This is a genomic window from Mycobacterium sp. NGS50, assembly GCF_059812545.1.
In genome coordinates, this window is record NZ_JCALCW010000019.1 from 35,311 (window position 1) to 60,056 (window position 24,746).

General features: G+C 65.2%; 24 protein-coding genes. 8 read left to right on the forward strand and 16 right to left on the reverse strand.

Translation table 11 applies throughout. The annotated features are described in order from the left end of the window. From AC5Y36_RS14885 to AC5Y36_RS14945, 13 genes are all read right to left on the reverse strand, one after another. Positions 1-1,575, reverse strand: a complete 1,575-nt coding sequence (locus AC5Y36_RS14885) for an MCE family protein (protein WP_500041693.1) — start codon at positions 1,573-1,575, stop codon at positions 1-3. Continuing rightward, positions 1,575-2,840 carry an MCE family protein gene (locus AC5Y36_RS14890; RefSeq protein ID WP_500041694.1) on the reverse strand — a complete coding sequence of 422 codons (1,266 nt, stop codon included), beginning with the start codon at positions 2,838-2,840 and terminating at the stop codon, positions 1,575-1,577. The genes AC5Y36_RS14885 and AC5Y36_RS14890 overlap by 1 nt, the downstream gene beginning before the upstream one ends. Further along, positions 2,837-4,309 carry an MCE family protein gene (locus tag AC5Y36_RS14895; protein WP_500041695.1) on the reverse strand — a complete coding sequence of 491 codons (1,473 nt, stop codon included), beginning with the start codon at positions 4,307-4,309 and terminating at the stop codon, positions 2,837-2,839. The genes AC5Y36_RS14890 and AC5Y36_RS14895 overlap by 4 nt, the downstream gene beginning before the upstream one ends. Next, a complete protein-coding gene (locus tag AC5Y36_RS14900) occupies positions 4,306-5,388 on the reverse strand; it encodes an MCE family protein (RefSeq protein WP_500041696.1) in 1,083 nt (360 codons plus the stop codon). The genes AC5Y36_RS14895 and AC5Y36_RS14900 overlap by 4 nt, the downstream gene beginning before the upstream one ends. Beyond that, on the reverse strand, positions 5,388-6,419 hold the full coding sequence (locus tag AC5Y36_RS14905; RefSeq protein WP_500041697.1) for an MCE family protein: 1,032 nt from the start codon (positions 6,417-6,419) through the stop codon (positions 5,388-5,390). The genes AC5Y36_RS14900 and AC5Y36_RS14905 overlap by 1 nt, the downstream gene beginning before the upstream one ends. Then, complete coding sequence (locus AC5Y36_RS14910; RefSeq protein ID WP_500041698.1) at positions 6,416-7,603, reverse strand: MCE family protein; 1,188 nt, start codon at positions 7,601-7,603, stop codon at positions 6,416-6,418. The genes AC5Y36_RS14905 and AC5Y36_RS14910 overlap by 4 nt, the downstream gene beginning before the upstream one ends. Before the next feature lie 10 nt (positions 7,604-7,613). Then, complete coding sequence (locus tag AC5Y36_RS14915; RefSeq protein WP_500041699.1) at positions 7,614-8,474, reverse strand: ABC transporter permease; 861 nt, start codon at positions 8,472-8,474, stop codon at positions 7,614-7,616. Then, positions 8,471-9,244: an MlaE family ABC transporter permease gene (locus tag AC5Y36_RS14920; RefSeq protein WP_500041700.1), complete on the reverse strand. Its 774-nt coding sequence runs from the start codon at positions 9,242-9,244 to the stop codon at positions 8,471-8,473. The genes AC5Y36_RS14915 and AC5Y36_RS14920 overlap by 4 nt, the downstream gene beginning before the upstream one ends. A gap of 396 nt (positions 9,245-9,640) precedes the next feature. Beyond that, positions 9,641-10,159: a nuclear transport factor 2 family protein gene (locus tag AC5Y36_RS14925; protein WP_500041701.1), complete on the reverse strand. Its 519-nt coding sequence runs from the start codon at positions 10,157-10,159 to the stop codon at positions 9,641-9,643. Further along, positions 10,156-11,004: an LLM class F420-dependent oxidoreductase gene (locus tag AC5Y36_RS14930; protein WP_500041702.1), complete on the reverse strand. Its 849-nt coding sequence runs from the start codon at positions 11,002-11,004 to the stop codon at positions 10,156-10,158. Before AC5Y36_RS14930 ends, AC5Y36_RS14925 begins: the two co-directional genes overlap by 4 nt. Before the next feature lie 2 nt (positions 11,005-11,006). Continuing rightward, positions 11,007-11,801: an SDR family NAD(P)-dependent oxidoreductase gene (locus AC5Y36_RS14935; RefSeq protein ID WP_500041703.1), complete on the reverse strand. Its 795-nt coding sequence runs from the start codon at positions 11,799-11,801 to the stop codon at positions 11,007-11,009. A 97-nt stretch (positions 11,802-11,898) separates the two neighbouring features. After that, the gene (locus tag AC5Y36_RS14940; RefSeq protein WP_500041704.1) at positions 11,899-12,702 is read right to left on the reverse strand and encodes a mycofactocin-coupled SDR family oxidoreductase; all 804 of its coding nucleotides are present in this window, start codon (positions 12,700-12,702) and stop codon (positions 11,899-11,901) included. Beyond that, entirely contained in the window at positions 12,702-12,842 is a 141-nt protein-coding gene (locus AC5Y36_RS14945; protein ID WP_500041705.1) for a hypothetical protein, read from the reverse strand. Before AC5Y36_RS14945 ends, AC5Y36_RS14940 begins: the two co-directional genes overlap by 1 nt. Positions 12,843-12,914: 72 nt before the next feature. On the opposite strand from AC5Y36_RS14945, the gene AC5Y36_RS14950 reads away from it, so the two are divergent. From AC5Y36_RS14950 to lipP1, 6 genes are all read left to right on the forward strand, one after another. Then, a complete protein-coding gene (locus tag AC5Y36_RS14950) occupies positions 12,915-13,994 on the forward strand; it encodes a 2Fe-2S iron-sulfur cluster-binding protein (RefSeq protein WP_500041706.1) in 1,080 nt (359 codons plus the stop codon). 109 nt (positions 13,995-14,103) lie between these two features. Continuing rightward, positions 14,104-15,285, forward strand: a complete 1,182-nt coding sequence (locus tag AC5Y36_RS14955) for an acyl-CoA dehydrogenase family protein (RefSeq protein WP_500041707.1) — start codon at positions 14,104-14,106, stop codon at positions 15,283-15,285. A gap of 14 nt (positions 15,286-15,299) precedes the next feature. Further along, the gene (gene bphC, locus AC5Y36_RS14960) at positions 15,300-16,208 is read left to right on the forward strand and encodes a biphenyl-2,3-diol 1,2-dioxygenase (protein WP_500041708.1); all 909 of its coding nucleotides are present in this window, start codon (positions 15,300-15,302) and stop codon (positions 16,206-16,208) included. After that, positions 16,205-17,671: an FAD-dependent oxidoreductase gene (locus AC5Y36_RS14965; RefSeq protein ID WP_500041709.1), complete on the forward strand. Its 1,467-nt coding sequence runs from the start codon at positions 16,205-16,207 to the stop codon at positions 17,669-17,671. The genes bphC and AC5Y36_RS14965 overlap by 4 nt, the downstream gene beginning before the upstream one ends. A gap of 203 nt (positions 17,672-17,874) precedes the next feature. Continuing rightward, positions 17,875-18,723 (forward strand): IclR family transcriptional regulator, encoded by an 849-nt coding sequence (locus AC5Y36_RS14970; protein ID WP_500041710.1) that lies wholly within the window; start codon positions 17,875-17,877, stop codon positions 18,721-18,723. Next, the gene (lipP1, locus tag AC5Y36_RS14975) at positions 18,720-19,643 is read left to right on the forward strand and encodes a LipP1 family hormone-sensitive lipase (protein ID WP_500041711.1); all 924 of its coding nucleotides are present in this window, start codon (positions 18,720-18,722) and stop codon (positions 19,641-19,643) included. The genes AC5Y36_RS14970 and lipP1 overlap by 4 nt, the downstream gene beginning before the upstream one ends. On the opposite strand, the gene AC5Y36_RS14980 is transcribed toward lipP1, so the two are convergent. Next, positions 19,620-20,855, reverse strand: coding sequence for an NADH:flavin oxidoreductase (locus tag AC5Y36_RS14980; RefSeq protein WP_500041712.1), 1,236 nt, complete (start codon positions 20,853-20,855; stop codon positions 19,620-19,622). The genes lipP1 and AC5Y36_RS14980 overlap by 24 nt on opposite strands. A 100-nt stretch (positions 20,856-20,955) precedes the next feature. Here AC5Y36_RS14980 and AC5Y36_RS14985 point away from each other — a divergent pair, with 100 nt between their 5' ends. Both AC5Y36_RS14985 and AC5Y36_RS14990 read left to right on the forward strand, forming a co-directional pair. After that, positions 20,956-21,297 carry a hypothetical protein gene (locus tag AC5Y36_RS14985; protein WP_500041713.1) on the forward strand — a complete coding sequence of 114 codons (342 nt, stop codon included), beginning with the start codon at positions 20,956-20,958 and terminating at the stop codon, positions 21,295-21,297. Next, positions 21,290-21,901 (forward strand): Dabb family protein, encoded by a 612-nt coding sequence (locus tag AC5Y36_RS14990; RefSeq protein ID WP_500041714.1) that lies wholly within the window; start codon positions 21,290-21,292, stop codon positions 21,899-21,901. Before AC5Y36_RS14985 ends, AC5Y36_RS14990 begins: the two co-directional genes overlap by 8 nt. Positions 21,902-21,905: 4 nt before the next feature. Here the strand turns inward: AC5Y36_RS14990 and AC5Y36_RS14995 are convergent, their stop codons facing one another. Then, entirely contained in the window at positions 21,906-22,793 is an 888-nt protein-coding gene (locus AC5Y36_RS14995; RefSeq protein ID WP_500041715.1) for an SDR family NAD(P)-dependent oxidoreductase, read from the reverse strand. Continuing rightward, positions 22,790-24,715 carry a flavin-containing monooxygenase gene (locus AC5Y36_RS15000; protein WP_500041716.1) on the reverse strand — a complete coding sequence of 642 codons (1,926 nt, stop codon included), beginning with the start codon at positions 24,713-24,715 and terminating at the stop codon, positions 22,790-22,792. Before AC5Y36_RS15000 ends, AC5Y36_RS14995 begins: the two co-directional genes overlap by 4 nt. Positions 24,716-24,746: the final 31 nt, after the last annotated feature.

A 24,746-nucleotide genomic window follows, 5' to 3' on the forward strand; every position in this document is an offset into this window, starting at 1 on the left:
TCAGGTCGGGAAGAGGTCCTTCCAGGTCCGTTCACCGACGTGGGGCACCAGATCGGACTGACGGTAGACCGTTCCGTCGGGGCTCGCGTATTGACCGGTGCGGGGGTCATAGGTGGCTATCGCGATCGACGGTCCGCCGGGCCCAGCGGCAGTAAATCCACTCGGGGCGACTCCCGGCGCCTCAGGACCGGGAAGCGCTGGCGGTGCGTCGGTTGACGGCCCGGGCATTGGGCTGTCGGGCACCGGAGCCGCGGACGCCGGCGGCGGGAGCGGGGTTCCTTCGGGTGGGCCGTAGATGGTCGCGTCTCGATCCACCCGGGAATCCGGGGGTATGCCCTGAGCGATCAGGCTCGGATCGATCGGATACGGGCCAAGGGCGTGTTGGCGCATGGCCAGCGGCTGATACGGCTGGTCGCTGTTGCAGATTTCGACGGTGGGCGCGCGTTTCCCCGGGGTGCCCATACAGGGATAGTTGCGGGCTCCGCGGACGCCGATCGGAGAATCTTGCGGCAGTTTGCAATAGAGCCCGTCGGGGGTGTCGATGTCGCTGGTGTCCTCCGGGGAACGCCATTGTGGTGGGGGCAGGAATCCGACGGTGCATGCCGGCGGGTCGCCGATGTTCAGCGTGAAGTCACCCAGCGCCATGCCCGTGGGATTGTTCTTCGGCGCACCGTAGGACTGCGTGGAAGCAACCACGGGGGGCAGCAACACCATGAGCTGCTCTAGCGATGGGTGATAGGTCACCCCGACCTGGCCGAGGCTGGTGAGATTGGCCAGCAGCACCGGGAGGGTGGGTGAGACTTGCTTGAACAAGCGGGAGGCCTCGTCGGCTGCACCGGATCCGTCGGCAAGCACGGTACGCACCTGCGGATCGTTGGTGACCAACTGTTGGCTGATTCCGGCGATACTGCGTGCCCACGTTCGGATGACGGTGATGGAATCGGCCTGTCCATCGAGTAGCGGGCGAGTGTCGTCGATGAGTGCCCGGGATTGATCGGCCACCGCGTTGGCGTCGCCGATCAGTGTCGACGACGAGTCCAGCAACGACCCGACCTCGTATCCGGATCCGTTGAATCCCTTGAGTGTTTCGTTCAGCAGTGGGGCGATTTTGTCTTTGGGAATGCTTCCGATGAGCGCGCTGACTTGATCGAGCATGGGTCCGACGGCCTGGGGAATCGATGTGTTTTCCGGTGGTATGACGGATCCGTCATGCAGGTAGGGTCCTGATTCGTTGCGGGGTTGCAGGTCGACGTATTGCTCCCCCACCGCCGAGACGCTTGACACCGCGGCGTGCAGATCCGCCGGGACTTTAGGTGTGGTGTTCAACGACAGTGTGGCCACCGCGCCCTCGCGGGTGGGTCGCACATCGGTGACCTTGCCGATCTGCACGCCGCGATAGGTGACGTTGGAGAACCGGTAGAGACCGCCGGTGCCGGGCAGTTGCAGAGTGACCGTCATGCGCCCGATCCCCAACAGGGTGGGGGCTTGCAGGTACGCCACGACCATCACCGTCATGCCAACGATGGCGGCGACGACGAAGATGGCCAGCTGGATGCGGACGAAGCGGGTGAGCATCAGTTGCCGCCTCCGTTCGAGCCGTCCGGGGCAGGCCCAGGTGGTCTCAGACTGGGTGATCGGCCCGGGGCTGCGCCGGACGATTCCGTCTCAGTCGCCTGACCTTGCGCGGGGGGCCCCTCGATCAAGGGGGGCATGGTGGCGACAGCGGTGGGCACGGGTGTCAACGGCACTCCCAGCGGGTCTTTGGAGTAGTTGGCGTACCAGGGGTCACCGGGTGCGGGCACCAATGGGGCGCCTTCTTGGCCCCAGCGGGTGCCCAGGAACAGTCCTCGTTTGAGGCGGGGAACGGTGAAGTCGAAGGTGATGAACTCGTTGAGGTAATCGCCGCGGATCGCGCGATCGATGAAGTTCTGCGGGTACGGGTAGGTCGGCACGAACGCCAGCAGCGCACCCAGATTCGGTCCGACGTCGGCCAGCGCACGCACGGTCGGCTCGAGGTTGCGCAGATTGGTGAGCAGATCGTCGTGAGTCGCGTTGATCAGTTTCGTAGCGGTGTCACTGAAGACCCCGAGCTTCTGCAGCGCCGTCGTCATTCGCGGCCGCTCCTGGATCAGCACGTCCAGTGCCGGCGGGATGTGCTGCAGCGCCTCGGTGATGACGTCGCTTTGGCCGGCTAGCGTGCCGGCGAGCCGGTCTAACGCGGTGATGGCGGCGTTGATGTCGTCTCGTTGCGTGGCGAGCATGCCGACGAAGTCGTTGAGGCGAGTCAGCAGATCGCGGATCTGGCCCTGGCGCCCGTTCAGCGCGGTGTTGAATTCGTTGACCAGCTCCCCGATCTTTCCCAGACCCCCACCGTTGACGAGCACCGACAGTGACGACAGCGTCCGCTCGGTCGACGGGTACGTCGCGGTGTCGCTGAGCCCCAGGGTTGCACCGGGAGTCAAGCGCCCGGCCGGGGGCTGCCCCAGAGGGGGGTCCAAGGCGATGTGCATCGAGCCCAGCAGGCTGGTTTGTCCGACCGTGGCGGCGGCGTTGGCCGGCACGATCACGCCGGGCTTGACCGAGACCTCCACGTCAGCGCACCAGTCACGTACCGTCATCTTCGAGACGCTGCCCACGATGACATCGGCGATCATGACCGGCGAGTTCGGCTCCAACGTAGCGACATTGGCCAGCTGGATGTGATAGACCGCCGCGCCGGATCCGCGTCCCACAGTGCCGGGTAGCGCCAGCGAGTTCAGCCCGTGAAAGGCGCAGCCCGTCAATGTCAGCACAGCACCGCACGCCATCGCCGCTACCTGCGTGAAGCCTCGTGAGGTCATGGCGTTCCCCCCGTGAAGGCGGGTGTCGAGGGTGCGGCTACTTCGGGTGGAAGCAGCATGTCGGGCAGGGTCCGCGGTGGCTGCCCCTCCGCATCGGGCGCGGCGGCCACGCCAGGCGGGATCGGTGCGCCCGGGAACAACGCGGGTGCAGGTGCGGCCGGCAGTCCGTGGGGCGCATAGGTGCCGGGCGGACCGGGTGGTGCTCCCCAGCCGGCCGGTGGTGGCACGTCATCGGCTCCGGTGTAGGCCGACACCGCGGGGGGTTCGTCCACTGGTTGTGGTCGACCGCCGGTGCCACCCGGTGCGAGGTTGGGGTCGCTGTACACCAGGTTCTCCGGGCTGGGTGCCTTGCGCAAGTACGCGTTGAACGGCATGGGAAGGTAATTGAAGTTGATCAATGCCAGGGCCGGCCCGAGATACTGAGCGCACAGCTTCGAGGTCTCGGCGGCCGTCGCGTTTTTGACCGCGGCGATCGCCGCGCACACCACCATGACCGGGTTGGCGAAGTTCGACATGGCGAACGCCCCGACGGCTGTGCCGCTGTCGGGGCTATAAATGTTGTACCCGTTGGCGATTGCATTGGGCGCCACGTGTAGGACGTTCTCGAGCTTCAGCCGGTTGTCGACGAGGTTCTGGGTGACGTTGTTGAGTCGCTGAAGTTGCTCGACGGTCTGGTCGCGGCTGCCGGCGATGAAGCGCTGCACGTCGCCGACCGCGCTCGCCAGGTTGGTCAGCGCGGCATCCAGATCCGAGCGGCTACCGTCCACGACACTTGTGACGCTCGCCAATCGGTCTTGAAATTGGACGATCTGGGTGTTGCTGTCGCGCAGGGCGGTGACGAAGATCTGTAGATTTTTGATGATCTCAACCACGTTTCCACTGCCCTGGGCCAGAGCGCGTCCTACGCCGGAGAGCTGACTGATCGCCTGGCGCAGCTTGTCTCCGTTTCCGTCCATGGCGTTGCCGGCGCTGTCGATGAAGTGGCTGAGCGAGGTGGCTGAGGATCCATTGACCGGCCCGAGATCCGTGGCCAGCCGCATCAACTGGTCTTTGACCTGATCCCACTCGACGGGTACGGCGGTGCGCTCGACACCGATCTGCGCGCCGTCGGTCATTGTCGGCCCGTCGCCTTCGTAGGCGGGCGCCAGCTGTACATAGCGTGCGGCGACCAGATTCTGGGCCATGATGATCGCTGTGGCCTGCGCCGGGATGGGCACTTTGTGGTCGACGGACAGTGTGATCCTGGCCTGTTCTCCGACGGGTTCGATGCTGGTGATGGTGCCAACTTTGACTCCGGCGACGCGGACCTCGTCGCCGGGGTAGATCGCGGTGGCCGAGGTGAAGTAGGCGGTGATCGTGGTGGGGCGCAGCATGGTGTTCTGCACCAACACCACAGCGCCGGCGACCGCCAGGACCACCAACAACACAAGCATGGTTCGGGCGAGCCGGGTACGGTGCCGGGCTGTCATCGGCTTCCTCCGGGAATTCCGTTGTGCGGCCATGGAAATTCGGCGCGAGGGCCGGCGTTGTCAGCGGGTTGTCCGGCGTTAACGCCGCGGCGGAAGCCGAAGGCGTAGTCGAGGAAGGGCTGCAGGGTCTGCGAGGGCAGTAGATTGCCGACGAACGCGTTGTAGTACCAGCCGTTGTTCACCGATTCACCCTGCGTGACCTGGTATTTGGCAAGCCCGGCTAGGGCTTGGGCGATGTTGTCGCGGTTCTTCTCCAGTACTGCAGTCACGCCGTTGAGCTTCTGCAGGGTGGGGGCGAGTTCTTGTTCGTTGTCGCGCACCAATCCCGAAAGCTGCTGGGCCACTGCCGAGGTATTGGCCAGCAGATTGACGATCGCGTACCGGCGTTGGTCGAGCACTCCGACCAGCGCATTGGCGTCCAGCAGCAGAGTGTTGACCTGCTGGCTGCGTCGCGACAGAATCTTCGCCACCTCGGCGGCACTCTTGAGCAGACCGGCCAACGATTCGTTGCGGCCGTTCAGTGTTCGTGACAGGGCGGTCACGGCCTCGAAGGTGGGTCCGAGCTGCGGAGCCATCCGGTCGATGGTGTCGGACAATGTGTCCAGAGACCGGGTGAGCGCGGCGGTATCGGTTTCGGCGGTATTGGTGGTGAAGTCGCTGGTGGCTTCGGTCAGTGAGTACGGCGATGACGTCCGGGTAAGCGGGATGGTGTCCATGGCGTGCATTGCCACGGCGCCCGCAGGCTCCAGGGTTAGCGTCCGCGCGCCAAGCACCGTCCCGGTTCGGATATGAGCGGTGGTGTCGCTGCCCAGCCGCACCGTGCTGTCGACGGTGAAGGTCACCACTGCTTTGCCGCGGCTCAGGGCGACGTCGGTGACGGTGCCTTTCGTGACGCCTGACACCTTCACATCATTGCCGGGCGCCAGCCCCCCGGCCTCGACAAACAGTGCCCGATACGTGATCGATGTGGCCCACGCCCAAAGAGTTTGCGGGTGCAGCCCCACGGCGATGACGAGCACGATCAGGACGATCCCAATAAGTCCGTTGCGGACGAGTTGGGATCCGCGGTATTTCAGCATCAGGGCTCCCCGCAGCGGCCGTTGTATTGCATGATCCAGGGGAAGTACGCGGTACGCCCCTGCAGATCGGTGACCCGGATGTTCATGCCGCACAGGTATTGGTTGATGAAGCTGCCGTACGCGCCGAGTCGGACGAGCTTGCGGTAGTTGCCCGGCGCCTTCTGCAGCGCCAGATCGATACGGCCCTTCGCGTCGTCGTTGTCGAGCAGCGGCGCCAGGCGCGTCAGCTGGTCGACCGTGCCTGACAGCGGTGGTCGGGCCTGGATCATCAGATCGGCCAACGACGCTGTCCCCCGGTCCAGGGCGGTGATGGCCTCCCCGATGGGATCGCGTTGCTCACTCAGACCGGTGACGAGTTGTTGGAGCCGATCGACCGCGCCCGAAAATTGGTCACCGTTGTCCGCGACGGTCGCGACCGCGGTCTTCAGGTTGTCGATCAGTTGCTGTACGGTCTGGCCGTTATCGGCGATCGCCTGCGTGAACGCTGTCGTCTGGGACAGCAGCGATTCCACGGTCCCGCCTTGGCCCTGCAGGATCTGGATCAGGGAGTTGGTCAGGGCGTTGACATTCTGGGCGTTGAGGCCCTGGATGACGGGTTTGAGGCCACCCAGGAGTAGATCGAGATCCAATGCCGGCTCGGTGCGATCGGCGGGTATCTGTGATCCCGGTGGTTGGACTTCCGTCGATCCGGGGCTGTGCAGCAATTCTAGATACCGGTTGCCGACCAGGTCCAAATATCGCACCGCCGCCTTGGTTCCGGTGTTCAGGACCACATCGCGGTCGGCGTCGAAGCTCACCAGCACACTGTTGTCGGATCGCAGCGCAACATCGGTTACCGTTCCGACTCGGATGCCCGCAACCCGCACGGAGTCACCGGCTTTAAGGCTGGATGCATCGGAGAACACTGCCGAGTAGCCGTTGGTCGCACCGGTGCGGTATTGCCCCAAGATGACGAAAAGTGCTGCGGTGCAGAGCAGCATGGCCATCGCCCATATGCAGAACTTGATGGCGCTCACGCTACCCAGCGTCATCCCGGTTGTCCCATCTGTGCAGTGTTGCGTGGGGGGCCGTCCAGCGGGCCGAACAGCGCCTGTTTGAGGGCATCGGAGTTCAGCAGGATTCCCTGATTTCCGTACTGTGCGGGGTCGGCGTCGATGTCGGTGACCACGAACGGCGGCCGTTGCCCGAACCCGACATCGGGCAGGTCCATGCACTGGGGGCCGCCGGTTGCCGCGACTTTCGGCAGGTTGCCGGGATAGCGGTAGCGCTCGGTTCCCAGTAGGAATGAGTCCAGCAGCATGACGCCCGGCAGCGGCTGCGGCGGTCCCATCGCCAGGGGTTCGAGTCCTTTGAGCGCACAGGTCAGCGCGGGGTTGTACTGGTTGGTCAGGTTGGTGGTGGGCACCAGCAGGCGCATCACGTCGGTCAGCGGATCAGCGTTGGTGGTGATCACCTCGTTGCCGATGTCGGCCAATCCGATCGCGCTGATCAGCAGTGCGTCCAGGTCGTGTCGTCGATCGACGATGGTGTTGCTTAGTTGGGTCGCGTTCTGCGCGATGGTGATCAGGTGCGGCGCGGCATCGGCATAGGCATCGGTCACCCGCGGGGCGACGGCAAGCTCGTGGCTCAGATTCGACAAACTGGGATCGATCTTCGTCAGCAGCGCATCGAGGTCCGACATGGTTTGGCCGAGCTTGGTGCCGCGTCCGTTGAACGCTTGCGCCAGCGCGCCGAGTGTCTCGTTGAGCTTTTCCGGTTGGATCTCTGACAAAACCGCGACCAGCTGTTGGAAGACCGTGTTGATCTCGACGGTGACGTGTCCGGCGTCGAGGATCTGGCCCGGATACATTGGCTCGTGGGACGGATCCTTCGGCGGGACCAAGTCGATGAACTTGGACCCGAATACCGTGGTAGATACGATCTGTACGGCCGTGTTCACCGGGATCAATTGCAGGTCAGCCGGATTCATAGCCAATCGGATGGCGGCTTGCCCGTCGGGCAGCGAATCAATCGAGACGACCTTGCCTACCTGGGCGCCATGCAGTTTGACCTTGGCGTCGGGATTCATCACCAGTCCGGTTCGTGGTGACAGCACCGTCACCGAGGCAGTCGCGGTCGCTCCGCCTCGGAATAGGACCGCGGCACCAACGACGATCGCCATGATCGCCCCGATGGTGGCCAGACCCACCAGCAGACGTGCAGCCTCACGCGACATCGGATCTCTCTTAGCCTGACAGGTTGAAGTTGCCGTTGGAGCCGTACACGGCCAGCGAGACCAGCAGCGTGATCGACACGACCACGATCAGCGAGGTACGCACCGCATTGCCCACGGCCACACCGACACCGGCCGGTCCACCGCTCGCGAAGTAGCCGTAATAGGTGTGGATGAGCAGGATGGCCAACGCCATCAGCAGCGCCTGCAGAAAGGACCACAACAGGTCGATGGGGTTGAGGAAGGTATTGAAGTAGTGGTCGTACAGGCCACCAGACTGACCGAGCAACACCACCGTGGTGAACTGACTGGCAACAAAAGACAGGATCACCGCGATCGAATACAGGGGGGTGATCGCAAGCATTCCGGCCACGATGCGGGTGCTCACCAGATACTCGACCGCGCGGATCGCCATCGATTCCAGCGCGTCGATCTCTTCGTTGATCCGCATGGCACCCAGTTGTGCGGTAACACCGGCTCCGAAGGTGGCGGCTAGACCGATGCCAGCGACAATCGGAGCCGAGATGCGCACGTTGATGAAAGCGGCAAGGAATCCGGTCAGCGCCTCGATACCGATGTTGCCCAATGAACTGTATCCCTGGATCGCCAGCACCCCACCCGTCGCCAGAGTGAGAAACCCGACGATGACCACCGTTCCGCCGATCATCGCGAGCGTTCCTGCACCCATGCTGATTTCGGCGACCAGTCGGATGACCTCGCGGCGGTAATGTGCGGCGGCATAGGGCACCACGCTCAACGCCCGGCCGTAGAAAAACACGTGGTCGCCGATGCCGCCGACAGCCGCCGTCGGCCCGCGCACGGCCCGCGAAAAGCGCGGGTAGGACGGCCGGAGCGCCGTCGCAGATCCGGTCATCGTGTCGTCATCTGGATGCCGATGGCGGTGACCACCACGTTGACCACGAACAGTGCCATGAACGCATAGACGACGGTTTCGTTGACGGCGTTGCCCACCGCCTTGGCGCCGCCACCGGAGATGGTGAGCCCGCGGTAGCAGGCCACCAGGCCAGCGATCAGTCCGAACAACGCGGCCTTCACGCACGAGATGATCATTTCGGGGACTCCGGTCAGCAAGGTGATGCCCGCCGCGAACGCTCCGGGGTTCACGGCCTGGACGAACACCGAGAAGAAGTAGCCGCCGAGAATTCCGATGATCACGACGAGACTGTTAAGCAGTAGTGCGACCAGGCCGGAGGCCAGCATCCGTGGAGCAACGAGCCGCTGAACGGGGTTGATTCCGAGGACCTCCATGGCGTCGATCTCCTCGCGGATCGTGCGCGATCCCAGGTCGGCGCACATCGCCGTGGCCCCGGCACCGGCCACGATCAACACCGTCACCATCGGCCCCACCTGAGTTACCGCTCCGAACGCTGCGCCGGCCCCGGACAGATCGGCGGCGCCGAGTTCGCGCAACAGGATGTTCAAGGTGAACGACACCAGCACGGTGAAAGGAATCGCGACCAGCAGCGTCGGAGCAAGCGACACGCGTGCAACGAACCAAGATTGGTCGATGAACTCGCGCCATTCAAAAGGCTTTCGAACAGCGAACTTTGCGGCGTCGACCGACATGGCGAACAACCCACCGACCGCTTGCAGCGAAGCGGGAAGTTGTCGGTGCGGCGGCATGTGTCCGTTTCCTTCCTACGTAAGTCAGCGTTTTAGCGGTGTGACGCCAGACACGCGGTCCGAGAGGAAGGATGGCACTCCGCTCCACCCACGGATAGTTGTGTTCCCACCCATCGGGAGACTTGGCACCATGCCGCCACAGCGGGGGTTCGACAATGCCCATGCGCGGGAGTGTCGCGGTGCTCCTGGTTCGGAGTCCAAGGCCGAGATAGTGAACGATCGGTCGTGCGGATGGGTGATCAGCGCTTGTATCGGCGTCGCGCATATTCAAGGCGATTACTCGGCGCTGGTCGGCGTAAAGGGTGCTGTAGGGCAGTGCATCTCGTCCCTGGGACCGCTCCGGTGACGGTATCGACAATCACCGCCGCAGGAGAAGAATAGGGTTTTTCTGTACGTCTAGCTTCCATCCCGTTCGTCGGTGGGCGCTGCAATGCCGTGCAAACCTGCAGCAAGTAACGCATGCGCGTGTGGGTCGCCGTCGAGGATGCGGCTGGCTCGCTTGATGATCTGCCAGTCACCGTCGATGCGGTCGAGTACGAAGTGGTTGGCGGTCGCGCGCCACACCCGGTAATCCTCGGTCGACTGGACCTGACTGTTGCGGCGGAGCAGGACGAGCGATTCGCACACCGCCACGGCATGGTTCCCCTCAACGGTGACGACGGCGGGCCCCAGGAAGTGACAGCACCCGCTGGCCACCAATTCCTGGTGTGAGGGCGAGGCGACCATGTCGCGGACACCGCGCCTTCCCGCCATCTGCCAGCCCTCGACGTCGTAGGTTCCGTCGGCCGCCCACAGGCGTGCTGCGTCGTCTGCTTGCCCGGCATCGACGGCTGGTCCGTATGACGCGATGAGTTTGGCAATGTCGTGCTCGTCCAACATCCGCTGGAGCCGGGTCAAGGTGTCGACGTCGGTCATAGCTGCCTCTCGATGTCCCGCAGTCGGGCGAGCTGGTCGCAGTAGTGCTGGCCGCTGTCGGCCCGCACGGTGCAGGTGATCGCAGTGGCGCCGGCGTCACGCAACGTCGCCAAGTCGGTGCGGACGCGGGCCGGTTCGGCCTCAGGATCCACCGCCGCCGACAACACGACCTCGAATCCGCTCGGTACCTCTACGGCGGTGAGCATGGCGCGGATCTGCTCGGCCGACAGACCGAAGGGCATCCAGCCGTCGGCCAGTTCCACGGCGCGTCGGAACGAAGCCGCGCTGCGGCCGCCGACCCAAATCGGCACCCTGGCCTGCTGTGCATGGGGCAGCACCGTCACAGCGTCGTAGCTGTGAAACTGACCGTCATACCGCGGTGTCGCGGTGGACAGCGACGCACGCAGTGCGCGGATCGCGTCGTCAGCGCGGGCCGACCGCTGAGTCCATTGAGCCCCGAGCAGGGTGAACTCCTCCACAAGCGTGCCGATGCCCACACCGAGTACCACGCGTCCGCCGCTGATCTGGTCGAGGGTTCCGTACCGCTTGGCGATCTGCAGAGGGTGGTGGTACCCCAGCACGAGTACCGAGGTCGCGAGACGGATGCGCCGCGTGTGCGCGGCGAGATAGGACAGCGTGGCCAGCGGATCCCAGTACACCGCACCCCGGCTCGCGGCGTCGACGATGGGAACGGCTACGTGTTCCGAACACGTCACGTACTCGAAGTCCAAATCGTCGGCTGCCGCGGCGATGCGCGCCAGTTCGGAAACCCCGGCGCCCGCCTCCCAGGGCGACGACGCCCCTGGGACTTGCACGACCACAGGCGTGGCCACACCTAGGCGCACAGTCAGTGCGCTCCGGCGATCAGCGCCTTGATCGCCTCGTGCGCCTCCAGCACCACCCGGGCCCGGTCCGGCGCGCTGTTGGCTTTCGCGCGGGGCGCATTGCCGCCCGCAACCCAGACCGGTCCGTCGCCCAGATGCGCCAGTCCCTCCGCGGCGACCTCCGCGGGCTCGTTGACCACGACCCCAGGGGCATCGAAGTTGAGGCCGACACGCTCCATTGCGGGTGTCCGAGTGACACCTAATACGAGCTCGACAACATCGACGTTGCAGTCGCGGAGCTCGAGCCACAGGCTCTCGGCGAACACCCGCGAGAACGCCTTGGCGCCGGCGTAGATGGTGTGTCGCCAGGCCCCCATGTAGCCCGCCAGTGAGCCGATGATCATGATGCCGCCGCGCCTGCGATCTGCCATCAGCCGTCCGTAGTGTTGAACCATCGCCAGCATCCGGGTGACGTTCAGGTCCGTGACAGCTTGGAACTCACGTAGTTCGGTGTCCAGGAACAGCTCGTTGCAAGTACTGGCACCCGCGTTGTAGATCAGCAAACCGACCTCAAGATCCGCGGTTTCATCGATGATCTTTGACACGGACTGGGGCTCAAGCAGATCCACCGACAACGGGCGTACTTGTGCACCCAACTCCCGGCATCGTTGCGCGGTCTGCTCCAACGGGCCAGGTTTGCGAGCGATCAGCACGAGGTTGACTCCCGCCTCGGCTAACTGCCGGGCGAATTCGGCGCCGACACCTTCTGATCCGCCGGCGATCACGGCCCATGGCCCGTACTTGGTGCGGTCGATCATGCTGATACCCCTCTTTCCGTTCGGTGTTGGGTGGCGCCCGCGTCGACGGGTAAAGTGGCGGCGCAGATCAAAGCCGCCTTAGCTGCGAGCCGGCCCGTCATGTCGTCTTCTGGGTCAGGCCGGCGTCGACAACCAGTTGGGCTCCTGTGATGTAGCGGGCTTCCTCGGATGCCAAGAACACGGCGGCGTTGGCCACGTCGACAGGTTCCACCCACGGGACCGGCAGGAGGTGACGCGCGGCGAGGACCTCGGCGGCATCGGCTTCGGTGGGGTCCTCCAGATCAGGACGAAGACGCTTGAACGTGGCCGCGTTACGGACCAACGCGGTGCCGACGGCGCCCGGGTGCACCGTGTTGACTCGAATGCGCCGTGGCCCCAACTCGTTCGCGAGCGTACGGGCCAATCCGAGCACCGCATGTTTGCTGGCGGCGTAATGAGCGGCACCGGCCGTGCCGCGTAATCCGCTGGTGGAGCTAATGATGACGACGCTGCCTCCGTCAGGCGACAAGTGCGGTACCCCAGCGGTGACGGTGTGCCAGACTCCGGTGAGGTTCACATCCAACACCTGCCGCCAGGCATCGTCGGTGATCTGCCACGCGGGGGCGTCGCCGCCATGGATACCGGCGTTGGCGACGATGACATCCAGGCGGCCGAGTTCGGTGACCGCCGCGATTATCGCGGCCACCAGCGCCGCACCGTCCCGGACGTCGGCCACTGCGGTGACACAGCGGCACCCGAATTGCTGCACCAGCGCGGCGGTGCCTCGAAGGTCGTCGGTTAGCGCGGCGATGTCCAAGGCGATGACATCGCAACCTTCTTCGGCAAAGCGCTGGCAGTGCACGCGTCCGGTACCGCGCGCGGCGCCGGTCACGACCACGACCTTGCCGGTCAGCCCCGACATCACGGCGCCTCGCGTAGCGGGAATCCCTTGTCGCCGAGCATCATCAGCACATCCACGCGGGTTATCGATCCACCGGTCACACCGCGCACCGTAGTGCGTCCCGGCGCGTCCGCGCGCCCACCTTCCCGGTCAGCGGACATCGGGACGCAGTCTCCCGGCTATCGGACCCACCGGGTTGTCGACGCCGACGCCACGAGCCAGAATGTCGGCCCATGACCAATGTCGAGACCGAGGAGGAAGTCTTCGCTAGGGGCCGCGGCGTGCTGTTAACCGTGTCCGATGTCATCGAGGAGAGCAACGATGCCCGCTCCCTGGTGTTCCACATCCCCGACGATCAGCGCCACCGCTTCTCCTACCGTCCCGGACAGTTCCTGACGTTGCGGGTGCCCAGCGATGCGACCGGATCGGTGGCACGCTGCTACTCGCTGGCCAGTTCACCGCACATCGATCCCGCACCGAAGGTGACCGTCAAACGGATAGGCGAGGGCTACGGCTCCAACTGGTTGTGCGACAACGTTTCTACCGGCGACACGATTGAGGTGCTGCCACCGTCCGGTGTGTTCACGCCCACGGACCTCGACGGGGACTTCGTGCTGTGGGCAGCAGGCAGCGGCATTACACCCGTCATCTCGATTCTCAAATCGGTGTTGGTGGCAGGCACCGGCCGCGTAGTCCTGTGCTACGCCAACCGAGACGAGCGGTCGGTGATCTTCGCCGCCGAATTACGTGAGCTTGCCGCCCGTTACGCCGACCGGTTGACAGTGCTGCATTGGCTGGAATCGGTACAGGGGCTGCCGACCCGGGCGCAGTTGACTGGGTTTGTGCACACTGTATTCACGGGGTCGGCGGGCTTTGAGTCGTTCGTCTGCGGTCCCGCACCATTCATGGAAGCCGTCAAATCAGCGCTGTCCGAGGCGGGAGTGCCGCGCGAGCGGGTCCACCTCGAAGCGTTCCAGTCGCTTTCGGGCGACCCGTTCTCCGATCAAGCCGTCCGCACGGCAACCGACACCGACGACAGCCACGTCGCAGTCGTTCAGGTCGACGTGGACGGCACGAGTCACCGTCTACGGTGGCCTCGGCACACGACACTGGTCGACGCCATGCTCGCCGCCGGCCTTGATGTGCCGTACTCCTGTAAAGAAGGTCAGTGCGGATCGTGCGCGGCCACCGTGTTGCGCGGGGACGTCGATATGGCCACCTGCGAGATCCTTGAGCCAGACGACCGCGCCGACGGCCTGATCCTCGGTTGTCAGGCCACCCCCGTCTCCGATGACCTACACATCGAATTCTGAGTCACCTGCGACAACGACACCAACCTTCCACTGACCGGGATCTGCTCCCCCGGCCAGCGGCACGGGGGTACACCATCAACAGCACAGCCACGGACGATAGGACCAGAGGATGACTGAACGGGTAATCGATCGGGTGCATGCCATCGCCGACCAACTGCGCGAGCAAGGCGCCCACGCCGAGAAGATCGGCAAACTGACCGACGAGACGGTCAAGCTGATGAAGTCGGCGGGCCATATCCGTCTCTTGCAGCCCAGGGTCCATGGCGGCCTTGAGGTACATCCACGCGAGTTCGCCGAGACCGTGATGGCCACCGCGGCGCTGGATCCGTCCGCGGGGTGGATCAACGGCGTGGTCGGCGTGCATCCCTATCAGCTCGCCTACGCCGATCCGCGGGTCGCCGCCGAGATCTGGGCCGATGACGTCGACACGTGGGTTGCCTCGCCGTACGCACCCCAAGGTGTGGCCAAGCCGGTCGACGGCGGATACATCTTCAATGGGCGCTGGCAATTCAGCTCCGGCACCGACCATTGCGACTGGATTTTCCTGGGCGCGATGATCGGCGACGCCGACGGCAAACCGTTGATGCCGCCGCAGATGCTGCACATGATCCTTCCCCGCGCGGATTACGAGATCGTGGAGGACTCGTGGAATGTCGTGGGCCTGCGCGGTACTGGCTCCAAAGACATCATCGTCAAGGACGCGTTCGTGCCGACGTACCGAACGATGGACGCGATGAAGGTGATGGACGGGAGCGCTCAGCGCGACGCTGGGATGACCGAAACGCTCTACCTCATGCCATGGTCGACAATGTTTCCGCTGGGCATCAGCTCGGCGACGATCGGGATCGCCGAAGGCGCGTTGGCGGCGGCGCTGGACTACCAGCGCGAACGCGTGAACTCCAGTGGTGTGGCGATCAAGGACGACCCGTACGTCATGTATGCAATCGGTGAGGCCGCCGCGGACATCAACGCCGCCCGCCAGGAGTTGTTGACCAACGCCGACCGGATCTACGACCTGGTGGACGCCGGTCACGAAGTGACGTTCGAGGACCGCGCCGCGGGCCGACGTACCCAGGTGCGCGCGGTGTGGCGCGCGGTGTCGGCGGTCGATGAGATCTTTGCGCGATGCGGAGGGAATGCGGCTCGGATGGACAAGCCGCTGCAACGGTACTGGCGCGATGTGCACGTCGGTCAGGCACACGCCATCCACGTCCCGGGCACGGTGTACCACGCCTCGGCGCTGAGTTCGCTGGGCGTGGATCCACAGGGTCCGCTGCGGGCGATGATCTGAGCGGGGAGGCATCGATGGGATTGATCAAGGGCCTGGGCTACGTCACCGTCGCGGCCTCCGACATCGAGCGGTGGCGTCACTTCGCTTTCAATGTGCTGGGATTCGCGCAGGGCACCGGGCCCGACGAGTCCGCGCTCTACCTGCGGATGGACGAACGCGCCGCGCGCATCATCGTGGTCGCCGGGGCGGTCGACAAGATCATGACAGTCGGTTGGGAGGTGCGTGATCACGCCGGCCTGGAGCAGGTGCAAGCTGCCTTGGATGCTGCGCAAGTGCCATTCAAACAGCTATCGCTCGACGAGGCCGACGCGCGTCGCGTCGAGGAGGTCATCGCCTTCGAAGACCCGGCCGGCACCTCCCTGGAGGTGTATCACGGTGCAGTCCTTGATCACTCACCGGTCGTCACCCCGTTCGGCGCCAGGTTCGTCACCGGTGAGCAGGGTCTGGGTCACGTGGTGCTTCCGGCGCTCGACGTCGACGGCCTGTTCACGTTTTACACCGAAGTCCTGGGGTTCAGATCCCGCGGAGCCTTCCGAGTTCCGGTTCCACCGGAATTCGGGCCGCTCCGGGTCCGGTTCATGGGTGTCAACCAGCGCCACCACAGCCTGGCGGTCTGCCCCGCACAGAACCTTTGCGATCCAGGCCTGATCCACCTCATGGTGGAAGTCGACACCCTCGATGCGGTGGGCCAGGCCCTGGACCGGGTCAACGCCGAAGGTTTCCAGCTGTCGTCGACGCTGGGCCGGCACACCAACGACAAGATGGTGTCGTTTTATGTTCGCGCGCCCGGCGACTGGGACATCGAGTTCGGCACCGACGGCATGCGGGTCGACGAAACCTTCTATACCGCCGAGGAAATCACCGCCGACAGCTACTGGGGTCACCAGTGGGTGTCTGACCTGCCGGCGGCAATGCGACCATGACATCTACCGGAGACGTCACCCCCGTATCGGCGGCGGAGATCGCTGGCTGGGATCACCAGGCCGACGTGGTGATCGCCGGCTACGGTGTTGCGGGCGCCGCAGCTGCGGTGCAGGCGGCGCGTGACGGCGCCGACGTCCTCGTCCTGGAGCGCACCGGATCCTGGGGTGGGGCCGCGGCGATGGCCGGCGGATTCATCTATTTGGGTGGCGGCACGGCACTCCAGACGGCGTGCGGGTTCAGCGACTCGGTCGAGAACATGGCGGCGTTTCTCACCGCGGCCATGGGGCCTGGTGCTGACGTGAACCGCATCGCCGACTACTGCTCAGGCAGTGTGGCCCACTTCGACTGGCTGGTCGGCTGCGAGGTGCCGTTCAAGGCCGAGTTCTTCGGTGAGCCCGGCTGGGAGCCGATGGGCGATCAGGGGCTGATGTACAGCGGCGGGGAGAACGCGTACCCGTTCAATACGATCGCCGAACCCGCTCCCCGCGGCCACATCCCGCAAATGCTCAACAAGAAGCAGGGTGAGGCCAGCGCCGGCTACATGTTGATGAAGGGCCTAGTCGATACCGCGACCGCCGCTGGAGCGCGCGCACTCTATGACGTGCGGGTGCAGTGCCTGATCGTGGAGTCCGACGGCCGCGTCGTCGGGATCCGGGCCCGGCGCTACGGCGAGGAGATCAATATTCGTGCGCGTCGGGGCGTGGTACTGGCCACCGGAAGCTTCGCCTACAACGAGGCGATGGTTGCCCGCTACGCGCCGCGCATCGCCGGGCGTCCCGCCGCTTCGATTGAGCAGCACGACGGTCAGGCCATCCGGATGGCGCAGGCGCTCGGCGCCGATCTTGCTCATATGGACGCCACTGAGGTCGCGTTGTTCATCGACCCACAGCAGCTGGTGCGCGGGGTGCTGGTCAACGAACGCGGACAGCGCTACGTCGCCGAGGACACCTATCCGGGCCGCGTCGGACAGCTGACGCTGTATCACCAGAACAACACCGCGTATCTGATCCTCGACGACGCGGCCCAGCAGGAGGCGTTGGCCTCGCTGTCGCCACACTTGATGACACGGCCACCGACCTGGGTGTGTGAGACGGTCGCCGAACTGGAGTCGGAAATGCGACTGGCGTCCGGCTCCCTGCAATCCACCATCTCCGCCTACAACGAGGCCGCAGCCCGGGGTGAGGACCCTCTGCTGCACAAGAAGAAGCAGTGGCTGCGGCCGGTCGGCGCCCCCGTCGGCGCGATCGATCTGCGGGAGTCGACCGGCGGGTTCACTCTCGGCGGCCTGCACACCACACTCGAGGCCGAGGTGCTCCATGTCAGCGGCGCACCCATTCCCGGGTTGTACGCCGCAGGCCGGTGCAGCGCCGGCTTGGCTGCCTGGGGCTACGCCAGCGGCGTGTCGCTGGGCGACGGCAGCTTCTACGGTCGTCGTGCCGGCCACAGCGCCGCGACGGGCTGACGACCGACAATCCCCGCCTAACGACCCCCGACGACGTCGATCACCGGCTCAACGCGACCCGACTGTCTCACCTACGGCCGGTGACGTAACTGCGCGCACTTGACGGCAACCAAGTGACAACTGCCACACCGATGTGCTACAAACAGTCATATACCTAATAGTCATATGACTGTTGCGGCGGGTACGAGGTGTGGAGGCCCCTGATGACGATGGCTGTTGACAAGGCTGGCGAACCGCCCAGCGCCCTCATCGACCGCGTGTCTCTGGTACTGGATTCCTTCGAGGGCCCGGGCCGGATGACGCTGGCCGAGATTGTGCGCCGTACCGGTCTACCGCGCTCATCGGCCCACCGGATGCTCGAGCAACTGGTCGAGCTGCGCTGGCTGCGCCGCGAGGGCCGCGATTACGCACTGGGCGTGCGGCTAGTGGAATTGGGATCGCTGGCACTGCACCAGGACCGCATTCACCGCGGCGCCATTCCGCTACTGCGCGAACTGCACCGAGCGACCGGCCTGGTTGTCCATTTGGCGGTACTCGACGGCTCGGACGTGGTGTACCTGGAGAAGATCGGCGATCAGTTGGGTACCGTCATCCCCACCCGCGTCGGCGGACGCCAGCCGGCGCACTGCACGGCGATCGGCAAGGCACTGTTGGCCTACAACGAATCCGTTGAGGTCGACTTGACGGCCCGCAAGACCCGATTCTCGATCGCCACCGCCTCGCAGCTATCGGCCGAACTGGCCAAGGTGCGCGAACACGGTGTTGCCACCGAGCGAGAGGAGTCGTTGGCCGGCTTCGGGTGTGTGGCCGCCCCGATCGGCCCGGCCGGTCGGGCCGTGGCCGCGGTGTCGCTCTGCGGCCCGACGAGCCGCATGACGTTCGACCAGCGACTGACCGCCCCAGTGCGGATGACGGCGATGGGCATCTGGCGCAACGCCGAAGATGGACCCGGCCAGGTGGCGCCGACACTGCAGCCCCTCCGTCCGCTGCGCGGGAGCAGCACACCACGGCCGGTGCAGGTGCGGCAGTCGCCGACTCTGCAGCCCGCATGAGTCTCGACCCCCAAATCGCCGACCTGATCGAGACATTGGATTCAGGTTTCCCGCCGGTACACACGATGACCGGTGCCCAAGCGCGGGCCGCGATCCGTGACCGATTCGTCCCCAACCCGCAACCCGAACCGGTGGCCGCAGTATCTGAGCACCAGGTCCCGGTGGACGGTGGCTGCATCGATGTCCGCGTCTACCGTCCCGAAGCGGCCGGACCGCTGCCCATCCTGGTCTACGCCCACGGCGGTGGTTTCGTGTTCTGCGATCTGGACAGTCACGACGGACTCTGCCGCAACCTGGCCAATCTGATTCCGGCCGTGGTGGTGTCGGTGGGCTACCGGTTGGCTCCCGAGCACCGCTGGCCGACCGCGGCCGAGGACCTCTACGCGGCCCTGAACTGGGCGGTCGAGCGTGCGGCCGACTGGGGCGCCGACCCGGCGCGTGTCGCGCTCGGAGGTGACAGCGCCGGCGGCAACCTTGCCGCCGTGGCCACACTGATGGCCCGCGACCGCGGTGCGCCCGCGCTGGCGGCGCAGCTTTTGCTGTATCCGGTGATCGCCGCCGATTTCGACACCAGTTCCTACCGTCTGTTCGGACGCGGCTTCTACAACCCGCGCCCGGCGCTGCAGTGGTACTGGGATCAGTACGTGCCGACTGTTGGGGATCGGGAACACCCGTACGCCTGCCCGCTGCGCGCGGAACTGGGCGGGTTACCGCCCGCCGTCGTGGTTCTGGCCGGCCATGATCCGCTGCGCGACGAGGGCACCGCCTATGTTCACGCCCTGCAGACTGCCGGAGTACCGACCACCCGGTGTTCGTTCGAAGGCGGCGTCCATGGCTTCATGACCATGCCGATGTTCGACATCGCTCACCGCGCGCGTCGCCAAGCCAGCCGTGCGTTAGGTGAGCTGCTGGCCCGGTAGCGATGCCGGTTTGTCGTCACCGAGCGTGGCGTCATGGCCGTAACGTTGGCCGGGATCGAGCACACAATGGGTGCGCCCGAACACTGTGACCATGCACTTGTTGTTGTGGGTGCAGCGACTACGCGAGGCGGGCGTTGCGCTCATGGTGTTGACCCGGTCGGGTTCGCGGAGCAACGCTCGGCCCATGGCGAAGAAATCGAACCCTTCGCGCAGCCCGGTCTCCAGGTGCTCACGTTCGCTGATGCCGCCCAGCAGAATGAGTTTGGTGCTCTTCATGACCGGCACGAACTGCCGTGCCGCCTCGAGCATGTAAAGGTCGTGGTAGGGGTAGACACCCATTGTCTGCTTTCCGAAGATGCGCACGATCGGTTTCAGCGGACGCGGCATCACCTGTGCAAACTCTTTGACCGGCACGTCGCCGCGGAACAAGTACATCGGTTTGTAGACCGAGGATCCTTGGGTCAGTTCGATGGCATCCAGCGTGGCGTCGGCGTCGAGCAGCTGGGCCGTGCGCAGTGCTTCGTCGAGCCAGATGCTTCCGGGCACACCGTCGTCCATGTCTAGTTTGGCGATGACCGCGATCTGATTGCCGGCAACGCTACGGACATGCTGGGCGATCTCGCGAACCAGCCGGGACCGGTTGTCGATGGATCCGCCATAGCCGTCTTTGCGGCGGTTGATCAACGGGCTCAGAAACGAGCTGGGCAGATAGAGGTGACCGAAGTGCAGCTCGACCGCATCGAATCCCGCATCGATCGCCACTTGCGCCGCACTACCGAATTGACGTATGACCGTCTGGATTTCGGAAATCGACATCGCGCGGCAGTAAGCCATGGACGTCGGGTTGATGAAGCGGCTGGGGGCCAGCGCCGTAACGCCGGTCAGCTTCTTGGGGGCGACGATACCGGCGTGGCCGAGCTGCGCGCAGATCGCGGCTCCTGCGGCGTGGACCGCATCGGTCAACTTGCGCAACCCGGGCAGGGCGGCGAGGCTCATCACGATCTGTCCGGGTGCGCTGGCGGCTTGGGGCGACACGCCACAGTAGGCGACGGTGGTCATGGCGACCCCGCCCTCGGCGAAAGTCCGGTGAAACTCGATCAACTCATCGGTCACCAGGCCCGCCGGTGATCGGCCTTCCGAGGTAGCGGCTTTGATGACACGGTTGCGCAGCGCCACCGGTCCCAGCTGGGCGGGGCTGAACGGATCATTCACCAGATCACCGTCGCGGTATCCGGCAGCCGCGTCAACGGGGGCTTCCCGGTGGGCGGGAAATCCGTGCTGCATCGCCCTGCGGCCGCACTAATCTCAGGGCATGACCGAGGTGTTCGTCGTCGACCGCGTGGTCACCGCTGCGGGGTGCGCGCGGCAGTTCGTCGACTCGTACTTGGCCGACTACGTGCCGGGCGCCCGCGCACGCGGAATGACGCTGTGCGGAGTGCTGGTCAGCCCACCGATCTGGTTCGCTGACCGGACGAATGTCGTCACCATCACCTGGTCGCTGCCTACGCCGCAGGCTTGGTGGGAGATGACGTGGAAGGGCCGGCCGGATCCGGCGGTGGCGCAATGGTGGAGCAGCATCACCGATCTGGTTGTCGAGCGCACCCGCAGCGTCGCGGCCGCGGCCGCTGATGTCGACGGCCTGTGCAATGTTTAGCGTCCTCCGCCTCCTCGATGTCGACAGCGATGCGCGCGGTGAGGTTCTTCTGGGATTGCGTGACGCGGCCGTCAAGGCCTCGCCCAGCGCAGCGGTCGTCGAACCGACGCTGCCTGGTTCACGCAACGGCGGCGATGTTCTGGTGCATCTGCGGTTTCCCGACGAAACCGGTTGGGGTGAGTCCGGGTTCGACGACGTTCTCAACGACCCGGCGATCACCCGGGTCAACGGTGCAACGTATGGCGGAACCGCGACGCGCCGCGGTCGCGGTGGCGTGTACCGGGCGCTGCTGCTGCGCGTGGCCCCTGAGGTGGATCCCCAGACGGTGTCAGCGTTCGAGCACGAGTTGGCGATGATGCCACAGTATGTGGACCCCATTGTCGCCTGGCAGCTCAGTCGGGTCGATTCCGCGATTGGAGCCAGTGCGTGGACGCACGTCTTCGAACAGGAATTCAGCGACGTGGCGGGACTGATGGGCCGGTACTTGATGCACCCGATTCATTGGGCGGTGGTGGACCGCTGGTTTGATCCCGAGACCACCGATGTGATCATCCGGGAACGGGTGTGTCACAGCTTCTGCACGCTCAGCGCACCGCTGCTGTGACAGCTCAGAACCCGGCCGGCCGCACGTTCGGGTTTGCCGTTGCCGGGGGCGGCAGCGGGGGCAGCACGTCGGCGCCGTCGAGGGTGTGCACCGGTAGCCGCTGCGACCAGGGGTAGTGCAGGCTGAACGCCACCAGACCGGTGCGTTGAGCCGCGGGCAGATGGCACATTGCCAGCACCGTTTCCGCCAGATACTCGACGGGTTCGGTCGGGAAGGTGGCGGGAATGAGCGACGCCGCACCGGGGGTGCGCACCGCTGTCGAGGGACCCACGCAGTTGACGGCGATATTGGCGTCGACGAGCTCGGCCGCGACGCCCTGGGTGAAGCGGTGCAGCGCAGCCTTGCAGGACGCGTAGATCACGTCTCCGGCGGCCTTGTTGTAGTCCCGGTAGGGGCGCACCGGCGCCACGCCGGTCACCGACCCGATGTTGACGATCCAACCGGCTCCCTGCTTGCGCATCTGTGGCACGGCAGCCTGCGTCAGAAGGAACGGTGTCCGCAGATAGTGTTCGACGGTGCGATCGAAGGTCTCCAGCGTCATGTCTTCGATCACTGCATAGTCAGCGAACCCGGCATTGTTGACCAGGATGTCGACGCGACCTGTGCGTTCGAGCACTGCGTCGATGAGTCCATTGCGGGCGTCGCTGTCCTCCAGGTCGGCAGCCAGCCCGAACGCCGAGCCGCCGGCTGCTTCGATCAACGCGCGTGTTTCCTCGATCGTGCCGGGAATGGCCGACGTGGTCCCGTGGCGCACCGACGGCGAGGGGGTGTAGGCGCGGGCGGTTACCGCGACGGTGGCGCCTTCGGCGGCCAGGCGTTGCGCGATCGCACGTCCGATGCCGCGGCTGCTGCCGGTCACCAGCGCGGTCTTTCCAGCCAGAAGTTGAGTCATCGCAGGACGAAGTCTTCCTCGATCGGTGCGCGGTGCTGCTGCCAAAGGTCGACCAGCCGGTACGGTGTTGCGACGACGACGCGGCCCGAGCCTGAGCGGTAATACGTATGCGCGTTGGGCGTGTGGCACCACACCGTGCGGCTCATCGCCTCGTCGATTCCGGCGACGTGGTCGTCGAAGGCACGCTGCGTCACTTCCATGGTGGTCGCATCGTGTAATGCCATCAATTGCAGGCATTCGAGGACGTAGTGGGCCAGGACTTCCATCGAAAAGTTGGCTCCCGCACCGTGTCCCGGACTGTAGTTGGGTGCTGAGGTGATGAAAAGGTTGGGGAATCCGGGAACGGTGCCGCCGCGGTAGGCGCGCGGGCTGTCGCCCCACTCTTGAGTCAGTGTTTTGTTTTCGCGGCCGCGAATGTCGATGGTGGACAGGAAGTCCAGGTGATATCCGGTGGCGTAGATGATGACGTCCAAATCGATCTGACGGCCGTCGGCGGTGACGATACCGGCAGCGTTGATCTCGGCTGGCTCACTGTCCTCGACATCGACGTGGTCGCGGGTAAGCGCGGCGTAGTAGCCTCCGGGATCGCGGATGATCCGCTTCCCATACGGGGCGAAGTCGGGTGTGACCTTGCGTGCCAGTTCCGTTCCGGCACCGAAGGTCCGGTCGATGTAGTCTAGGCACATCTGCAACAGCACATCGTTCGCCGGTGAAATGGACAGATGGGTCTTGGCCCACTCGGGGTCCTGCAGAATGATCGGGTAGTTGTTGTCGGCTGTGCCCCAGTACGACTTGATCCGGTGCCATTTCGCGTAGTGCGGCAGCACCCGACCGAGGTAGCGGCGATGTTCGGGAACCTCGTCGGTGAGCCGTTTACGCGGAGCCACCCAGTGCGGCTGGCGTTGGAAGACCGTCAAGTGTTCGACCTCGTCGACGCAGGCATCCACGATCTGCACCGCGGTGCAGCCCGCTCCGATGATCGCCACCTTTTTGCCCCGCAAGCTCAGGGCCGGGTCCCACTGTGCCGAGTGGATGCTGACGCCCGCGAACGTCTCGCGGCCCTTGCAGTCCGGGAAGCGGGGCCGGTTCAGGTACCCGGCCGCGGTGACGACCACCCGTGCATAGTCGATTGCCTGGGTTCCATCGGCGGTCCGGGAGCGGATCTGCCACTGGTCGCGGTCCTCGTCCCACCACAAAGCCTCGACGTCGGTGCCGAATCGGATATTGCGGCGCAGGTCGTATTTGTCGGCCATGGACACCAGATACGCCTGATACTCCGCTCCTTGCGGGTAGTAGTTCGACCAGTCCGGGTTCACCTCACGGGACAGGGAGTAGTAGGCCGACGGGGTGTCGACGCCGATACCCGGATAAGTGGTGGTCAGCCACGTACCGCCGACTTCGTCGTTGCGCTCGAAAATCTCGAACGACACGCCGTCTTCGGCGGCGGCCAGCGCGACCGCAATGCCGGCGATGCCCGCGCCGATGATCGCCATCGTAGTGGTGGACGGTATCGGCACGGTGCGCGGCAACGTGGGCTGCCGCGGACGGAAGCCACCCTGCTCGAGCAGCAGGTCCACCTGCTCGTCATCCACCTCCGTGCCCAGCGCGACCGGCAGCAGCCGAGCGAAAAAGTCACGATCCTCCGCCGGCACCGCATCCGTCGGTCGGGGTCGGCGCAGTGCGGCCATGAGTTCGTCGGCCAGCGCCCGCATCGTGGCGGGATCTGTTGTCCCTGCCTGCTCGGGTGGATCGGGACGGTAGCCGATCTTCGACGCGAAACGATCGATCACCGCTGGGTCGCCGGTGACCTGCGCGAGCACCGCGAGCAACACACCGGGGTCGGCCTGCAGGAGGTGGGCGCGCAGGATCGCGGGGTCCACGACGGCATCTGCGGGCGACGACGGTTCAGTTGCGGCGATCATGCCACCAGTATTGAGCGATTTCGCGGGAAAG

Excerpts from the sequence above, each read along its gene's own strand:
- AC5Y36_RS15000 (WP_500041716.1), bottom strand. The coding sequence starts at position 24,715 with ATGATCGCCGCAACTGAACCGTCGTCGCCCGCAGATGCCGTCGTGGAC.
- AC5Y36_RS14900 (WP_500041696.1), bottom strand. The coding sequence starts at position 5,388 with ATGCTGAAATACCGCGGATCCCAACTCGTCCGCAACGGACTTATTGGG.
- AC5Y36_RS14970 (WP_500041710.1), top strand. The coding sequence starts at position 17,875 with ATGACGATGGCTGTTGACAAGGCTGGCGAACCGCCCAGCGCCCTCATC.
- AC5Y36_RS14950 (WP_500041706.1), top strand. The coding sequence starts at position 12,915 with ATGACCAATGTCGAGACCGAGGAGGAAGTCTTCGCTAGGGGCCGCGGC.
- AC5Y36_RS14935 (WP_500041703.1), bottom strand. The coding sequence starts at position 11,801 with ATGATCGACCGCACCAAGTACGGGCCATGGGCCGTGATCGCCGGCGGA.
- AC5Y36_RS14885 (WP_500041693.1), bottom strand. The coding sequence starts at position 1,575 with ATGCTCACCCGCTTCGTCCGCATCCAGCTGGCCATCTTCGTCGTCGCC.
- AC5Y36_RS14890 (WP_500041694.1), bottom strand. The coding sequence starts at position 2,840 with ATGACCTCACGAGGCTTCACGCAGGTAGCGGCGATGGCGTGCGGTGCT.
- AC5Y36_RS14915 (WP_500041699.1), bottom strand. The coding sequence starts at position 8,474 with ATGACCGGATCTGCGACGGCGCTCCGGCCGTCCTACCCGCGCTTTTCG.
- AC5Y36_RS14990 (WP_500041714.1), top strand. The coding sequence starts at position 21,290 with ATGTTTAGCGTCCTCCGCCTCCTCGATGTCGACAGCGATGCGCGCGGT.
- AC5Y36_RS14910 (WP_500041698.1), bottom strand. The coding sequence starts at position 7,603 with ATGTCGCGTGAGGCTGCACGTCTGCTGGTGGGTCTGGCCACCATCGGG.
- AC5Y36_RS14995 (WP_500041715.1), bottom strand. The coding sequence starts at position 22,793 with ATGACTCAACTTCTGGCTGGAAAGACCGCGCTGGTGACCGGCAGCAGC.
- bphC (WP_500041708.1), top strand. The coding sequence starts at position 15,300 with ATGGGATTGATCAAGGGCCTGGGCTACGTCACCGTCGCGGCCTCCGAC.
- lipP1 (WP_500041711.1), top strand. The coding sequence starts at position 18,720 with ATGAGTCTCGACCCCCAAATCGCCGACCTGATCGAGACATTGGATTCA.
- AC5Y36_RS14955 (WP_500041707.1), top strand. The coding sequence starts at position 14,104 with ATGACTGAACGGGTAATCGATCGGGTGCATGCCATCGCCGACCAACTG.
- AC5Y36_RS14905 (WP_500041697.1), bottom strand. The coding sequence starts at position 6,419 with ATGACGCTGGGTAGCGTGAGCGCCATCAAGTTCTGCATATGGGCGATG.
- AC5Y36_RS14920 (WP_500041700.1), bottom strand. The coding sequence starts at position 9,244 with ATGCCGCCGCACCGACAACTTCCCGCTTCGCTGCAAGCGGTCGGTGGG.
- AC5Y36_RS14985 (WP_500041713.1), top strand. The coding sequence starts at position 20,956 with ATGACCGAGGTGTTCGTCGTCGACCGCGTGGTCACCGCTGCGGGGTGC.
- AC5Y36_RS14940 (WP_500041704.1), bottom strand. The coding sequence starts at position 12,702 with ATGTCGGGGCTGACCGGCAAGGTCGTGGTCGTGACCGGCGCCGCGCGC.
- AC5Y36_RS14965 (WP_500041709.1), top strand. The coding sequence starts at position 16,205 with ATGACATCTACCGGAGACGTCACCCCCGTATCGGCGGCGGAGATCGCT.
- AC5Y36_RS14925 (WP_500041701.1), bottom strand. The coding sequence starts at position 10,159 with ATGACCGACGTCGACACCTTGACCCGGCTCCAGCGGATGTTGGACGAG.
- AC5Y36_RS14945 (WP_500041705.1), bottom strand. The coding sequence starts at position 12,842 with ATGTCCGCTGACCGGGAAGGTGGGCGCGCGGACGCGCCGGGACGCACT.
- AC5Y36_RS14895 (WP_500041695.1), bottom strand. The coding sequence starts at position 4,309 with ATGACAGCCCGGCACCGTACCCGGCTCGCCCGAACCATGCTTGTGTTG.